Here is a 15168-nt window from a genome sequence, read left to right on the forward strand (position 1 = left end):
ATGAAACTTGCGAGATACCGCCGCGGCAGTGCTGCGGCCTGCTTCGGCATCGTCATCGACTTCGAGGGCGGCAGCCGCTTGCTCGACCTGGGCGCCGCGTTCGCGTCTTCCCGCTTCAGCCGTGGTGCGCCTTCCTCGATGATCGAGTTGGTGCGCCGCGGCACCGCTGGCTTGGACCAGGCCCGCGAGGTGCAGGCTTGGGCGCTGCGCCACGGCGAAGACAGCTGGCTCTGCGACCCCTCCGTCGTGGAGTGGCTGGTTCCCGTTGAAGTACGCAACGCCTTCTGCGCCGGGCGCAATTTCGGCCGCCACCTCGGCGAAAGCCAAGGCGCTGCGGCTCCAGGCAAGACTTACCACAACGAATTTCCCACCGGCTTCCTCAAATTGCCGGACGTGCTGGTGGGGCACAAGGCCAGGGTCCGGCGGCCGCCTGATGTATTGGAGCTGGACTACGAGATCGAAGTGGCCGCGATCATCGGGTCGCCCGCTTACCGGGTCGACAAGGAACGCGCACTCGACGCCGTGTTCGGCTACACGGTATTCAACGACCTTGGCGCACGGGAATGGCAGCGCAAGGAGATGAGCAACGGCCTGCTGCTCATGGGCAAGAACTTTCCGGGCTTCGGTCCGATCGGCCCGTGGATCGTGACCGCCGACGAGATCCCGGATCCGTCTCGGCTGACCATCGAATTGAGGGTCAACGGGGAAGTGCGTCAGCACAGCGGCTGCGACGACATGATCTTCAGCTTCGCCGACCTGATTGCGTTCTGGTCGCGCGCTGGACTGGAGCCCGGCGACCTTGTCGCTTCGGGTACGCCGAGCGGCGTAGCTCTCCACCGAAAGCCCGATCCCTTCGTCTACTACCTGAAACCTGGGGACGTGGTCGAGGCGGTCGTGGATCGCGTGGGAGTCCTGGAGACCGTGATCACGGAGTAACGCGGTCCGGGACCCGCCGATCCTGGCTTGCCGTGTATTCGAGGAGGGTTGCGCAGTGCGTCCAGGCGGCAGCGGTTCAGAAACACCTGGGCATGGATGGTCGAGGCTCTTGTGCCGCGTTGCGATCTCCGCAATCCGGCAAGAAGCACGTATCACGCACGCACTGAATCATTCGTCCCTGGCTGCGAGCTGCGAGCTGCGGCCCTCCGACCCACCTCCACGTCGGCGTCTCGACAGCACGCCACCCATGTCCGGGCAGATCAAGCCAAGCACGAAGGCGTTGATTCACCCAATGTTCCTTCAGGCGCTCACTACTCGTTTCGGCTCCTAACCGAGAGGCCGTGCAGTCTCCACTGCTTCTCTGTCTGGCGAAGGAGAACCTTGGTAGCTTGATGCGATGGTGCCTGGAGCTTCCGCTCCCGGCCAGTAGCAGACGCCGCGGCAGTCTTGCCAGCACCGGTGGGAGATTCGCCGTGAGCCGTCGACCACGACCTGCGGCTGCGGGATGAAGCGCATCGGCGAAGTGGTCAACGCCGCTAACGAGCGCGGTGTCCGGTCGTGTTCTCGGGCATTCGCCACTTCCGCCACTGAGCGCAGAGCGACTGTTGTGATGGCGCTACCTTCGAGCAGCGGGCGCTTGGCGGCCGGGACGCGCGCATGGCCCAATCGCCGTCCACAACAAGCGGCATGGCGGAATGGCCAGACGTGCAAATGACGGAAAAGATGAACAAGATGAACGAACAGGCATGGAGCGGTGCGACCCGCCGCAGTTGGCTCGCGCGGGCGGCCACGTATGCGGTCTCGGCCACGGCGGCCGGCCTCCTGGCGGCTTGCGCCACCACCGGGATCTCGAAGGACACCGAACTGGGAGCCGGGGACGGCGTGGTCACGCTGCGCGTGGTGAAGATGGACGGGCGCGTGCTGGACCAGTTCATCGTGCAGAACCTGGACACCCAGCGGGAGTACAAGGTGCTTCCTCAGCCCGCGCTGGGCGGCAACAGCTTGCGCTTCTTGGGAGTGCTGCCGGCGGGCCGCTACCAGGCGCGCTCCCTGTACGGCGAGTCGACCGAGGAACTGCCCACCGTGAAGATCGTGCACAAGCTCGGCGTGCCGCTGGCGGGCGAGCACAACCGCTTCGAGGTGGAGGCCGCCGGCCTCACCAACCTGGGCTCGCTCGTGTTCGTGCCGCTGGAGGACAAGCGCTTCATCGCGCCGCGCGAAAGCACGCCGGTGGCCGCGCGGGAGTGGCTGCGCTACGCCAATCCCGCGCTGGAAGGAAAGCTGCGGGCGACGCCGGAGAAGGGCTGGATGCAGCCTCCGCCGGCGCACCAGGCCGCGCTTCTGGAGCAGCAGCTCAGGTATGCGGAAAGCCGCGCGGTGCCGGTCGGGCAGCCGGTGCCGGACGCGAAGGGGACCTACTGGGCCGAGGGCAAGCTCGGCACCGTGTTCGATCTGTCCAGCGGCCTGAGCTACCGGGTCGGCACGGTGCAGCAGCTCACGGCGCTCGCACGGCTCGCGGATGAACGCCTGCTGGTGGGCGGCGAAGAGGGCTACGTCGCCGTCTCTACGCCCGACCGGCGCACGTGGCGCCAGCAGCCGTCGCCGGCCTCGAAGGCCGCCGTGGCCCTGCTCGCCGCGCAGGCGCCGGACGGCACCGTGTACCTGGTGAGCCGGACGCCGCAGGGCGTGGTCGTGCATGCGGCCGACCCGAACGCCGCGACGTGGACCTGGCGCGAAGTGCGCCGCCTGCCGCATGAGCAAACGGGGCGGCCGCCGCTCGCCGTGAGCGCGGGCGACCGCATCGTCATCTACACGGTGGGCCCGGACCCGGACACCCTCTCGTCCCTGGACCTGCGTAGCGGCCAATGGGAGGCGCATCCCGCCCGGGGACGTGTGATGACGCTGCGCGGCTGGCCGCATGGTCTGGTGTTTGCCGTCGGCTTCCAGGGCTCGCTCACCACGACGGCGGACTTCGGCCGTACGTGGCAGCAGATCGACCACGTCGTCACCGGCTCCCTGCTCGAGTTCTCGTCGGCGACCCAGGGCTACGTGGCGGGGTTTCCGTTCGGCAGCTCGCGCAACGGCCCCGTCCTCTTCAAGACCGCCGACGCCGGCAAGACCTGGACCCGTGTCGGTTCGGCGCCGCCCGGCGCGGACGGGCTGGGAGGCACCTTGGTCTACGACCGCGCGGCGCAGCGCCTGGGCTACCAGGGCACTTCCGGCAAGGTGGTCTGGTCGCAGGACGAGGGCAAGACCTGGCAGTAGCCGGCGGCCTCAGGGGAGCGGGCAGAACACGTCCCCCGCCGCCTGCACGGTGAGCGCGATGTCGTCCGCGCTGTGCGCGGACGACACGCACCCGGCCTCGTACAGTGCCGGCGCCGTCTAGACCCCGCGATCCAGCAGGCCGTGGACCAGCTTGCCGAATGCGGCAGCATCGCTCTTCATCACCTGCGCGTAAGTTCGCGGCAGCAGGATGGAAGACTCGAGCCCCACGCGGCATCTTCTGGCTATGGCGTCCGCTCCTGGCCGATTGTGTTGAAAAACTCCACGGCCCGGGCGGCCGCTGAACTCGAAGCAAGTTAGTCGCTCGATCTTCTATGTCGTTCGAGGCGCCCGCTGCGCGCCCCTCACTTCATACAGTTGCCGGCGTGAGCCAGCGGGCCATTCTTCGCAGGTTCTGAGCCGCTGCGGCCATCAGGAACTCGTCTCGGGCTCCGCTTATGCCTCGCAGCCTCAGTCGATCCAGCTTCAAGATGCGTTTCAAGTGTGCAAACAGCATCTCCACCTTCTTCCGTTGCTTGTGTGACCGCTCGTAGGCCGGCGTGGCACATACAGTACGCGCGACATCGCGTGCATCTTCGTAGATGCTCCTGGCGATCTTGCGATGGGAGGTGTTGGGGCAACACTTCTGCTTCAGGGCGCAGCTGCCGCAGTCGTGCTGCGAAGCCCTGAAGAGAACAGTGCCCACGTTGGTGGGTCGTCCGGTACTCGTGAGCTTCTTGCCTCCGGGGCAGTCATACGTGTTGGCGCTTGCGTCGAAGTGGAAGTCCGGTCGGCTGAACGTGCCGTCCTCGCGCAACGACTTCTCCCAGACAGGAATGTGAGGCTCGATCTTCTTCTCGTTCACGATCCAATTCAGCATGGGAGCAGCGCCGTAAGCAGTGTCAGCGACCAGGCGTTTGGGCGTGAGCTCGAACTGCCGCTGCACGCGCTCGATCATCGTTCGTGTTGCGTCCACTTCTTCGGTGCGGTGAGCGGGCGTGGCCTCGACGTCAACGATGATTCCGGCATCGAGATCAATCAAGTAGTTGGTTGAATACGCGTAGAACGCCGGCCCTCCTCGGACGGCCGTCCAGCGCGCGCCAGGATCGGTAGGGGAGACGTTCTTCGGCGGGGTCGAGGCCCCACTGGGCGGCTCGTCTGAGTCGCTCTCCGGCCCGGCAGGGTTGTTCCCTTCCAGTGCGTCGAGATACTCGCGCACCGCTCGTGAGCCGCCTTCGCCCTCGGCCAGTTTCTTCGCGTCCGCGGCCGGCACAAACCGCTCGCGGTTCGCGTCTGCCTTGATGACGCTCGCGTCGATCGCGAATCCTTCGCCACCCACCAACCCCTCCAGCATGCAGCGCTGGAGAACCACCTCGAAGATACGCCGGCACACGTCGCTCTGGCGGAATCGGCCATGCCGGTTCTTGGAGAACGTTGAATGATCGGGCACTGGCTCGTTCAGGCCCAAGCGGCAGAACCAGCGATAGGCCAGGTTCAGGTGTACCTCCTCGCACAGCCGCCGCTCCGAGCGAATGCCGAACGAGTAGCCGATGACCAGCATCCGGATCATCAGCACCGGATCGATCGAGGGCCGCCCGGTGTGGCTGTAAAACGGAGCGAGCTGCCCGCGCAGCTCGCTTACATCCAGGAAGCGGTCGATGTCGCGGAGGAGATGGTCCTTGGGGACGTGGTCCTCAAGGCTGAACGAGTAGAACAGCCGCTCCTGATCCCCGCCTTGGCTTCCCATCATCGTGCGTACCCCCGCCACTGGTTCGCGCAAATCTAGGAGAGCCGGTCGAGTTTTTCAACACAATCGGCCAGAAGCAGCCATTGGCGAAGCGCATATTGTTCGCCGGATATTTGATCCACGGCATGCATCAATACGTCCAAATCTTGCAATTCCCTTGAGGGCGCGGCCGTTCCACACTTCGTCCCGGAGCTGCAGCCAACCGGCACAGCCAGCATTGGAGACACCAGTGAGCACCCAGCAAGACGAGCTTCGTTCCTGGATCGGACGCAGCGAGACCGTGGAAGACGCGATCCATCCCACCCCGGTCGTTGCCCTGACGGCCACGCTCGACTACCCGCCGGCCCCGGTACCCGCCGGCACGGCCTTGCCGCCCCTCTGGCATTGGCTGTACTTCCTGCCAATGCACCGGCAGAGCGAGATCGGCGCCGACGGCCATGCACGGCGCGGTGGCTTTCTTCCCCCAGTGCCGCTGCCGCGCCGCATGTGGGCCGGCGGCCAGTTCGAATTCCGCGCGCCGATCCGCGTCGGCGATCGTGTTACCCGCACCTCCACCATAGACGACGTCTCCACCAAGCACGGCCGCACGGGCCAGCTCGTCTTCGTCAAGGTGCGCCACGAGGTGCGCTGCAATGAGGACACCGACCCCTCGCTGGTCGAGTTCCATGACATCGTCTACCGCGAAGCGCAGGGGCCGAACGATGTCGCGCCGCCGCCCCAGGCCGCGCCCACCGAAGCTGCGTGGCGCCGCCAGATCGTGCCGGATGACGTGCTGCTGTTCCGCTACTCCGCACTCACCTTCAACGGCCACCGGATCCATTACGACCGGCAGTACGTGACGCAGGTGGAGGGCTATCCCGGCCTCATCGTGCACGGCCCGCTGATCGCCACCCTGCTGATGGACCTGTTGCGGCGCGAGCTGCCCGGCGCCGACGTGGCGAGCTTCCGCTTCAAGGCCGTTCGCCCCACCTTCGACCTCAATGCCTTCCACGTCAGCGGGCAGCCGCAAGTCGACGGGAAGACCATCCGCCTCTGGGCCTCCGACCACGAAGGCTGGCTGACCATGGACGCGACCGCGGTCCTGCGCTGATCCACAAGTAAACCGGAGCCAGAACCATGCAGCCCCTCCAAGGCATTACCGTCGTCACGCTCGAACACGCGATCGCGGCACCTTTCGCAACCCGGCAGCTCGCCGACCTCGGCGCCCGCGTGATCAAGATCGAACGCCCGGGTTCGGGCGACTTTGCCCGCGGCTACGACGAGCGCGTCCGCGGCCTGTCCTCGCACTTCGTCTGGACCAACCGCTCCAAGGAAAGCCTCACGCTCGACGTCAAGCATCCGGAAGCGGCCAGGATCCTGGAGCGCCTGGTGCTTGAAAAGGCCGACATCGTGGTGCAGAACCTCGCGCCAGGCGCCGCGGCGCGCCTGGGCCTCGGCTACGAGAAGCTGTCGGCCGGCAAGCCGGCGCTGATCGTGTGCGACATCTCGGGCTACGGCGACGACCCGGTCCACCCCGGGCCGTACCGGGACAAGAAGGCTTATGACCTCCTCATCCAGAGCGAGGCCGGCTTCGTCTCCGTCACCGGCACGCCCGACGAACCGTGCAAGGCCGGCCCGTCGATCGCCGACATCGCCGCCGGGATGTATGCGTACAGCAATATCCTCGCTGCCCTGCTGCAGCGCGGGCAGACCGGCAAGGGCCAGCGCATCGACATCTCGATGCTGGAATCGCTTGCCGAGTGGACGAGCTATCCGCTCTACTACGCCTTCGAGGGCGCCGCGCCGCCGCCCCGCACGGGTGCCAGTCACGCCACCATCTATCCCTACGGCCCGTTCCCGGCCGGTGACGGCACGACGGTGATGCTGGGCCTGCAGAACGAACGCGAATGGGTCAGCTTCTGCGACAAGGTGCTGCAGCAACCCGGGCTCGCCAGCGATCCGCGGTTCACCGCCAACTTCAAGCGCGTGGCCGAGCGCGACGCCCTGCGCCGGATCATCGTCGAGGCCTTCCAGCACCTCACCGGCGCGCAGGTGGTCGAGCGGCTCGAGCTTGCGCAGATCGCCAACGCCCGCGTCAACAGCATGCAGGACGTCTGGGCGCATCCCCAGCTCCAGGCGCGCGGCCGCTGGACCGAAGTCGGCTCGCCGAAGGGCAGCTTGCCCGCCATGCTGCCGCCCGGCAGCTGGGACGTGGGCCCCCGCATGGACCCGGTGCCGGCACTCGGCCAGCACACCGATGCGATCCTCGCGGAGCTGGGTTATGGCTCGGCCGAGATCGCGGCCCTCCATGCATCGAAGGCGGTCTGAGGTGAGTGCCATGCCCGAAGCTTCCACCCATCCGCGCACCTACCTGTTCGTTCCCGGCACCCGGCCGGAGCGCTTCGGCAAGGCCCTCGCCAGCGGTGCCGATGTCGTGGTGCTGGACCTCGAGGACGCGGTGGCCGCCGGCGACAAGGACTCGGCCCGACAGACGATCGCGAACTGGCTCGCGGCTGCGGCGCCCGCCGACCGGGCCCGCATCGTGGTCCGCATCAACGACGCCGAGTCCGACTGGTTCGCGGAAGACCTGCGGGCGCTGCGCGCCGCCGGCGTGGCCGCCGTCCTGCTGCCCAAGGCGGAGTCGGCGCAGCAGATTGCCGCGACCCAGGCCGCGTTGCCCGGCGCAAGCGTGCTCGCCCTGATCGAGAGCGCGCGCGGCGTTGTCCAGGTCGACACCATTGCCGCCGCCGGTGCGTCCCGCCTGGTCTTCGGCACGCTGGACTTCGCGCTCGATCTCGACATCGACATCACGACCGACGCCTCGGGCCTGGCCTATGCAGCCAGCCGCATCGCGCTGGCCTCGCGCGTCGCGGGCCTGCCGTCCCCGGTGGCCGGCGTCACGCCGCAGCTCGACGCCCCCGCGCACCTGCTTGCCGACCTGGCCGTGGCGCGCAGCCAGGGGTTCGGCGCGAAGCTATGCATCCATCCCCGCCAGGTCCAGGCGATCCACGCGGCGCTGCGGCCCAGCGCCGAAGCGCTCGACTGGGCGCGGCGAGTGCTTGCCGCCGATGCCGCATCGCCCGGCGCCGCCCGCCTCGACGGCCGCATGGTCGACCGACCGGTGGTGCTGCAGGCCCAGCGCACCCTGGGTCTGGCCCGCGACTGATTCTGCCCCCATCCACCCGAGAGAGACACACACCATGGCATCCACCATCATCGACTCGCGCATCTTCGGCGACATGTTCAGCGACGCGCGCATGCGCGACGTCTGGTCCGACGAGAACCGCACCGCGAAGTACCTGGACATCGAGCGCGCCCTGGCCAAGGTCCAGGGCGAACTGGGCATCATCCCCAAGGAAGCGGCGGACGAGATCGTCCGCAACTGCAACCTGTCGCAGATCGACTGGGCGAAGCTCAAGGCCAAGACCGAGCAGATCGGCTACCCGATCATCGCGGTGGTCAACCAGATCAACGCCAACTGCCGCGACAAGCTCGGCGAGTTCTGCCACTGGGGTGCCACCACCCAGGACATCACCGACACGGCCGCGGTGCTGCAGATGCGCGAAGGCCTCGCGCTGGTCGAACAGGACCTGGACGAGATCGCCGACGCCCTCGCTGCGCTGGCGAAGAAATACCGCGACACGCCAGTCATCGGCCGATCCAACCTGCAGCAGGCCACGCCGATCACCTTCGGCTACAAGATGGCCAGCATCCTCGCAGGCATCGATCGCCACCGGGAGCGCCTGCAGCAGCTGAAGCCGCGGGTGCTCATGGGCGAATTCGGCGGTGCGTCCGGCACCCTGTCGTCGCTGGAAAAAGGCGCGATGGAAACCCAGGCCGGCCTGATGAAGGAGCTCGGCCTGGCGCAGCCGCTGATCTCCTGGCACACCGTGCGCGACACCTTCGCCGAGGTCGGCAACTTCCTCGCCCTGGTCGGCGGCTCGCTCGGCAAGATCGCGATGGACGTCAAGCTGATGATGCAGACCGAGGTGGCGGAAGTCTTCGAGCCCTATGCGCCGGGCCGCGGCTCGTCGTCCACCATGCCGCAGAAGCGCAACCCGATCTCCTGCCTGTACATCCATGCCAACATCTCGGTGGCGCGCCAGCACGCGGCGGCGCTGATGGACGCCATGGTGGCGGACCACGAGCGCTCCACCGGCCCCTGGGAAATCGAGTGGGTTTCGCTGCCGGAGATCTTCTGCCTCATGTCGGGTGCGCTCAAGCAGGCCAAGTTCATCCTGAAGGGCCTGGAAGTGGACGCCGGCCGGATGCGCGCCAACATCGACATGACAAACGGGTTGGTGATGTCCGAGGCCGTGATGATGGGCCTGGGCCCGTACATCGGCCGTGAATACGCGCACGACCTCGTGTACGACCTGTGCCGGAAGGCGATCCAGGAGAACCGTCCCCTGATCGAGATCCTGGCGGCCCATGGCGAAATCAGCAAGCACGTCACGCGGGCCCAGCTCGAAGCGATGTGCGAGCCCGCCAACCACCTCGGCCAGGCCGGGGTGATGGTGGACCGCGTCCTGGCCCACAGGCGCTGATCCGACCCGACGCACTTCTGCCGCGAAGACCAGTGACACCGGCGCAGACCGGTGCATGGATACCCACGCCCCAACACCGGAGACAAGATCGTGAACCTTTCCAGATTACTCAAGCTGCTCTACGTGCAGGTCCTCATCGGCCTGATCGTCGGCATCGCCGTCGGGCACTACTGGCCCGAGTTCGGCGCGAGGCTCAAGCCGCTCGGCGACGGCTTCGTCAAGCTGGTGAAGATGATGATCGCGCCGGTGGTGTTCTGCACCATCGTGAGCGGCATCACGTCGCTTGGCGACTCGAAGGAGATCGGCAAGACCCTGCTCAAGGCGATGGGGCTTTTCTATGCGCTCACGCTTCTCGCGCTGGTCACGGGCCTGGTCGCGGTGTTCGTGCTGCAGCCCGGCGCGGGCATGCACATCGATCCGAAAAACCTGGACGCCTCCGTGGCGGGCCGGTTCGCCAGCCAAGTGCACATCCACGGATTCACCGACTTCGTCATGCACATCATCCCGAACGCCTTCTTCGGCGCTTTCGCGGAGGGAGAGGTCTTGCCGGTGCTGCTGCTGGCGGTGCTGTGCGGCTTCGGGCTGACCCGCATCGGCTCTGCCGCCAGGCCCGTGCTCGAAGGCATCGACGGCTTTTCGCACATGCTCTTTGCCGCCTTCGGCATCATCATGCGGCTGGCGCCGATCGGCGCCTTCGGCGCCATGGCCTTCACCGTCGGCCGCTACGGCATCAAGTCGATCGGATCGCTGGGGCTGCTGATAGCCACGTTCTACGTCGCCTGCATCTTCTTCGTCGCGTTGGTGCTGGGCCTGCTGGCCCGGGTCCACGGGTTCAAGCTGTGGCAGCTGATGCGCTATATCAAGGAAGAACTGCTGGTCGTCCTGGGGACTTCGTCGAGCGAGCCGGTGCTGCCGCGCCTGCTGCTGAAGCTCGAGCGCCTGGGCTGCAAGAAGGGCGTGGTGGGCCTGGTGCTCCCCACCGGCTACTCGTTCAACCTGGACGGCACGGCCATTTACCTGACGCTGGCCTCGATGTTCATCGCCCAGGCTTGCGACATCCATCTCTCCTGGCTCCAGATCGCTTCCATGCTCGGCGTCATGCTGCTCACCTCGAAAGGCGCAGCCGGTGTGACCGGCAGCGGCTTCGTCGCGCTGGTCGCCACCCTCACCGTGATGCCGGACCTGCCGGTGGCCGGCGTCGCGCTCATCGTCGGCATCGACCGCTTCATGTCGGAAGCGCGTGCGCTGACCAGCACGATCAGCAATGCGGTCGCGTGCATCGTGGTGTCGATCTGGGAACGCGCTTGCGACCGGGAGATGCTGCAGCGCGAGCTGGGCGCGAACTACGCCAATACGGAGCACGATCTGGAGGAGGGCGGGGTGGAGTTCCCGCCGACGCTCGGGTCATCCGGCGCGGCCCACTGAACGCTCGTTTCAGGCGACAGCGCGGCGGCCCGCGGGCTTGCCGCGCTTTGCTTTTATCTCGGCGAAGAATGCATAGAGTTGCTGGGCCGCGGGCGACAGTGCGCGCCCCTTGCGACGGATCAGGCCGATCTTGCGGGTGATGATGGGGTCGAAAAGCGGCACGCTCACGAGGAGCGGGTGGTCCGCCCCCGGCATCGCGATCGAGGGCACCGCCGCCACGCCCAGGCCCGCTTCGACCAGTCCCAGCATGGTCGTGACATGCTGCGTCTCATAGATGCTTTGCGGGCGTCCCGCCAGACCGGAGAGCGCCTGATCGAGGAGGAGCCGGTTGCCGGAGGCCTTGCTCACCGAGATGTAGTCGTATTGCGCCAGTTCGGTCCACGTGACCCGGCGCTTCTTCGCCAGCGCATGGTCGCGGCGGCAGGCGGCGACGAAACGTTCCTCCATGAGCGGCTTGAATTCGATGTCGGGCTCCTGGCTACCGACAAAGTTGAGACCGAAGTCGGCCTCACTGCGCGACACCGCCGTCAGCACTTCGTTCGCGCTGGCATCGAACACCTTGACCCTGACCTTGGGGTAGCGCTCGTGGTAGCGTGAAATCACCTGCGATACGAAGTAGTAGACGGTCGAAGGCACGCAGGCGATCGTCACTTCGCCCATGCGGGTGGCGGCAACCCCGCGGATGCCAAGCAGCATGTGGTCCAGTTCGTCGAGCAGCTGCTGCACCTTGCGGTCGAAGTCGCGGCCGACAGACGTCAGGCTCACGCGCCGCGTGGTGCGCTCGAGCAATTGCACGCCCAGGGCCTCCTCCAGCTTCTCGATGCGGCGGCTGAACGCAGGTTGCGACACGTTCAATGCGTCGGCTGCCTTGCGGAAGCTGCTGAGTTCGGCCACGGCGCGAAAGGCCTGGAGGTCGTTGAGATTGAAGTTGATGGCCATCTTCCGGTTCCCCCAGGGAGATCACTGATCCACGATGCGCATCAATCGATTCTAAACATGCAATTCACAAGAAGTCCGGGCTGTCGGACCATATGGGCCAGTCCAGGAACTGCACCCAGCAAGTTTGCGAGACACATCCACCGGAGCAGACAAATGCGAGTCCCCAGCTTTCGCCTGATCGGCGCCGCCGCCCTGACCACAGTCCTTGCGTGCGGCAACGCACTCGCCGACTTTCCCGAGAAGACGATCACCATCGTGGTGCCCACAGCTGCGGGCGGTGCGAACGATGCGATGGCGCGCGTCATCGGGCAGGGTATGTCGGCGATCCTCAAGCAGCCTGTCATCGTCGAGAACAAGGCCGGCGGCAACGGCGCCATCGCCAGCGAGTACGTCATGCGCGCCGCGCCCGACGGATACACGCTGATGCTGGGTTACATCGCGACGCACGCGCTGAACCCGTCTTTGCAGAAGCTGCGCTATGACCCGATCAAGGACTTTGAACCGGTCGGCATGATCGGTTCGTCGGCCACGCTGATGGTCGCGAACCCCGCGGTCAAGGCCAGCAACGCGAGGGAGCTCGTGGCGCTGCTCAAGGCGACGCCCGACAAGATCAGCTACGCGTCGGCCGGCAACGGCACGGCTCCCCAGTTCGCAGCCGAGATGTTCAAGCTGGCGACCGGCACCTCCATGCTCCACGTGCCGTACAAGGGCTCGGCACCGGCGATCACCGACACCATCGGAGGCCAGACCCAGGTGATGTTCCCCAGCCTGTTCACGGCCATGCCGTACGTGAAAGGCGGCAAGCTGAAGGCGCTGGGAGTAGCCGGCGAGAAGCGTTCTGCCCTGATGCCGGACGTGCCCACGCTCAAGGAGCAGGGCATCAATGGGGTCGACGTCTCCCAGTGGTACGCGATTTTCGCGCCGGCGAAGACGCCCAAGCCTGTGATCGCGCGGCTCAACAAGGCGCTCAATGAAGTGCTGGCCGACAAGACCGTCGTCCAGCGCCTGGAGGGTCATGGTGCGGAGGTTTCCACCATGACGCCGGATCAACTGCGAAGCTACGTCCAGCAGGAACAGGTGAAGTGGAAGAAGGTCGTCCAGGCGGCGAAACTCACGGCGGACTGACATGGGCAAGGTCATCCCCTGCGTGCTCATGCGCGCCGGCACCTCCCGCGGCCCGTTCTTCCTGCGTGAGTGGTTGCCCGAGGATGACGAGGCAAGGGACCAGGCGCTGATCGGCGCCATCGGCGCCTCGGATCCACTGCAGCTCGATGGCGTCGGTGGCGGCAGCACGCTCAATAGCAAGGTCGCGATCGTTTCGCGATCCACGCAGCCCGGGTGCGACCTCGACTACCTGTTCGCGCAGGTGGGGGTCGGACACCGCTCGGTCGACACCCGTCCCAACTGCGGCAACATGCTTTCCGGCGTGGCGCCATTCGCGATCGAGCAGGGACTCATCCCCGCCCAGGACGGCACCACGAGCGTCCGCGTCTACAACGTCAACACCGGTTCCCGCATCGACGTGACGGTGCGCACGCCGGGCGGTCGCGTCACCTACGAGGGAGACGCACGGATCGATGGGGTCGCGGGCACCGCGGCGCCTGTCCTTCTCAACTTCCTGGACGCCTGGGGCGCGGTCACCGGGCAGGTGTTTCCGACAGGAAAGCGCATAGACACCATTGATGGCGTGGAGGTGACGTGCATCGACGCGGCGATGCCCTTGATGATTGTGCGCGCCGGTGACCTGGGACTGACCGGCCGCGAAAAGCCGGCGGCGCTGGATGCGAACACTGCGTTGCTCGAGCGCCTGGAGGCCCTGCGCCTGCAAGCCGGCCGGATGATGAGCCTGGGGGATGTGTCGAACAGCGTGATCCCCAAGCCCGTGCTGGTGAGCCCGGGGGATTCACCCAATAGCGTGACCTCGCGCTACTTCACGCCGCGCCGCTGCCATGCGTCCCACGCGGTGACGGGTGCCATCGGGGTCGCCAGCGCAGTCGCTCTGCCGGGCACGGTGGCGACTGCCAGTGCGCGAGATCCAGGACGGCATGCCCTGGTCGTGTTGCACCCGGCGGGCCAGATCGATGTCGAAGTCGAGTTGAAGGGAAGCGGAGATGGTGCGACGGTCGAACGCGCCGCCCTGGTCCGCACCGTGCGCAAGATCATGCAAGGCGAACTGCACCTGCCGGAGTATGTGTTTTCGCGGCCCGAGGTCACGGGCAAGCCTGCGTCGGAGTTCCCTCGCAAGGCGGTGACCATCATCGTTCCCACCCGCGCGGGAGGGGGCAACGACGTCATGGCGCGGATCATCGCGGCCAAGTTGAGCCCGTTGCTCGGATGTGAGGTCCTGGTCGACAACCGCGCGGGCGCGAATGGCGCCATTGCGAGCGAGTATGTGGCGCATGCAGCGCCGGACGGACACACGCTGCTGTTCGGTTACGTCGGCACGCATGCGATGAATCCGGCGTTGCAGAAGGTCGGCTACGACCCGGTCGCGGACTTTGCGCCGATCGGCATGGTGGGCTCGTCGCCCACCATCATGGTGGGCCATCCGGAAAAGGGTCCCGCGAACGTGACCGCTCTCATCGCGGGCCTGAAGGACGCACCCCGCCGATTCGCGTGTGCTTCGGCCGGCGACGGTACGCCGCCGTATTTTGCGGCCGAACTCTTCCAGCTAAGCACTCACACGGCCATGGCCAGCGCCACTTACGAAGGTGCCGCACCGGCGATTGCCGACACGGTAGCGGGCCGGGCACAGATCATGTTTCCCAGCCTCTTCACGGCGCATCCGTTCATTCGCGCAGGGCAATTGCAGGCGTTGGCGGTGACGGGACCCAAACGCCTCACCGGACTGCCAGGTGTCCCCACACTGGCGGAAGTCGGGGTGACGGGAGTCGACGTCGCGCAGTGGTATGGGCTGTTCGCGCCGGCCGGGACTTCGGAAGAGGTCGTTTGCAAGCTCAACCGGTTGTTGAACGAGGTGCTGGCAGACCCCGAGGTGGTGGAACGCTTCCAAAGCCATGGTGCGCAGGTTGAGCCGGGGACTCCGGATGCGCTTTTGAGCAGAGTCGAGACTGAGGTTGCGCGGTGGTCGAAGGTGGTGAAGCAAGCGGGCCTGGCGCCGAGCGAACCCCGCTTGGTGACGTCGGATTGACGAACGAGGCGCGTCAGCCTTCATTGGTGAAGGCTGCTTCGGGTCGGAAGCCGCCACCGGCTACCATGCCCTCCGTCAGTGAGCCGGCAACTGCGGAGTGGGCGCATGCGCAAAGTGAGCTCCAAGCGTAACGCCGCTGCATACGCTCAGGCGTTCTTCACCGGGGATTTGCGATTGGGCGA

General features: G+C 66.4%; 11 protein-coding genes and 1 pseudogene. 9 read left to right on the forward strand and 3 right to left on the reverse strand.

The annotated features are described in order from the left end of the window. The gene (locus JJB11_RS13725) at positions 1-936 is read left to right on the forward strand and encodes a fumarylacetoacetate hydrolase family protein (RefSeq protein ID WP_201172027.1); all 936 of its coding nucleotides are present in this window, start codon (positions 1-3) and stop codon (positions 934-936) included. 723 nt (positions 937-1659) lie between these two features. Continuing rightward, positions 1660-3201 (forward strand): WD40/YVTN/BNR-like repeat-containing protein, encoded by a 1542-nt coding sequence (locus JJB11_RS13730; RefSeq protein WP_201172028.1) that lies wholly within the window; start codon positions 1660-1662, stop codon positions 3199-3201. A 9-nt stretch (positions 3202-3210) separates the two neighbouring features. Here JJB11_RS13730 and JJB11_RS13735 read toward each other — a convergent pair. After that, positions 3211-3405: pseudogene (locus tag JJB11_RS13735) on the reverse strand (aspartate aminotransferase family protein); the annotation flags it as partial. Positions 3406-3568: 163 nt separating this feature from the next. Beyond that, the gene (locus tag JJB11_RS13740; protein ID WP_201172029.1) at positions 3569-4948 is read right to left on the reverse strand and encodes an IS1182 family transposase; all 1380 of its coding nucleotides are present in this window, start codon (positions 4946-4948) and stop codon (positions 3569-3571) included. Positions 4949-5174: 226 nt separating this feature from the next. Between JJB11_RS13740 and JJB11_RS13745 the strand changes: the two genes are divergently transcribed. The 5 genes from JJB11_RS13745 (at position 5175) to dctA (ending at position 10896) form a co-directional block, all read left to right on the forward strand. Beyond that, positions 5175-6035, forward strand: coding sequence for an FAS1-like dehydratase domain-containing protein (locus tag JJB11_RS13745; protein ID WP_201172030.1), 861 nt, complete (start codon positions 5175-5177; stop codon positions 6033-6035). A 26-nt stretch (positions 6036-6061) separates the two neighbouring features. After that, positions 6062-7252 carry a CaiB/BaiF CoA transferase family protein gene (locus JJB11_RS13750; RefSeq protein ID WP_201172031.1) on the forward strand — a complete coding sequence of 397 codons (1191 nt, stop codon included), beginning with the start codon at positions 6062-6064 and terminating at the stop codon, positions 7250-7252. Positions 7253-7262: 10 nt separating this feature from the next. Next, entirely contained in the window at positions 7263-8090 is an 828-nt protein-coding gene (locus JJB11_RS13755; protein ID WP_201172032.1) for an HpcH/HpaI aldolase/citrate lyase family protein, read from the forward strand. A 34-nt stretch (positions 8091-8124) separates the two neighbouring features. Continuing rightward, positions 8125-9471: a class-II fumarase/aspartase family protein gene (locus JJB11_RS13760; RefSeq protein ID WP_201172033.1), complete on the forward strand. Its 1347-nt coding sequence runs from the start codon at positions 8125-8127 to the stop codon at positions 9469-9471. Between the two features lie 90 nt (positions 9472-9561). Then, positions 9562-10896 (forward strand): C4-dicarboxylate transporter DctA, encoded by a 1335-nt coding sequence (gene dctA, locus JJB11_RS13765; RefSeq protein WP_201172037.1) that lies wholly within the window; start codon positions 9562-9564, stop codon positions 10894-10896. A 9-nt stretch (positions 10897-10905) separates the two neighbouring features. On the opposite strand, the gene JJB11_RS13770 is transcribed toward dctA, so the two are convergent. After that, on the reverse strand, positions 10906-11835 hold the full coding sequence (locus JJB11_RS13770; RefSeq protein ID WP_201172039.1) for a LysR family transcriptional regulator: 930 nt from the start codon (positions 11833-11835) through the stop codon (positions 10906-10908). Positions 11836-11988: 153 nt separating this feature from the next. Between JJB11_RS13770 and JJB11_RS13775 the strand changes: the two genes are divergently transcribed. Then, on the forward strand, positions 11989-12960 hold the full coding sequence (locus tag JJB11_RS13775; protein WP_201172041.1) for a Bug family tripartite tricarboxylate transporter substrate binding protein: 972 nt from the start codon (positions 11989-11991) through the stop codon (positions 12958-12960). Position 12961: 1 nt separating this feature from the next. Further along, positions 12962-14986 carry a 4-oxalomesaconate tautomerase gene (locus JJB11_RS13780; RefSeq protein WP_201172043.1) on the forward strand — a complete coding sequence of 675 codons (2025 nt, stop codon included), beginning with the start codon at positions 12962-12964 and terminating at the stop codon, positions 14984-14986. Positions 14987-15168 lie beyond the last annotated feature (182 nt).

This window comes from Ramlibacter ginsenosidimutans (genome assembly GCF_016654015.1).
GTDB lineage: Bacteria > Pseudomonadota > Gammaproteobacteria > Burkholderiales > Burkholderiaceae_C > Ramlibacter > Ramlibacter ginsenosidimutans.

Coding starts and splice junctions, on each gene's coding strand:
- JJB11_RS13725 (WP_201172027.1), top strand. CDS start 1: ATGAAACTTGCGAGATACCGCCGCGGCAGTGCTGCGGCCTGCTTCGGC.
- JJB11_RS13730 (WP_201172028.1), top strand. CDS start 1,660: ATGAACAAGATGAACGAACAGGCATGGAGCGGTGCGACCCGCCGCAGT.
- JJB11_RS13740 (WP_201172029.1), bottom strand. CDS start 4,948: ATGATGGGAAGCCAAGGCGGGGATCAGGAGCGGCTGTTCTACTCGTTC.
- JJB11_RS13750 (WP_201172031.1), top strand. CDS start 6,062: ATGCAGCCCCTCCAAGGCATTACCGTCGTCACGCTCGAACACGCGATC.
- JJB11_RS13755 (WP_201172032.1), top strand. CDS start 7,263: ATGCCCGAAGCTTCCACCCATCCGCGCACCTACCTGTTCGTTCCCGGC.
- JJB11_RS13760 (WP_201172033.1), top strand. CDS start 8,125: ATGGCATCCACCATCATCGACTCGCGCATCTTCGGCGACATGTTCAGC.
- JJB11_RS13770 (WP_201172039.1), bottom strand. CDS start 11,835: ATGGCCATCAACTTCAATCTCAACGACCTCCAGGCCTTTCGCGCCGTG.
- JJB11_RS13775 (WP_201172041.1), top strand. CDS start 11,989: ATGCGAGTCCCCAGCTTTCGCCTGATCGGCGCCGCCGCCCTGACCACA.
- JJB11_RS13780 (WP_201172043.1), top strand. CDS start 12,962: ATGGGCAAGGTCATCCCCTGCGTGCTCATGCGCGCCGGCACCTCCCGC.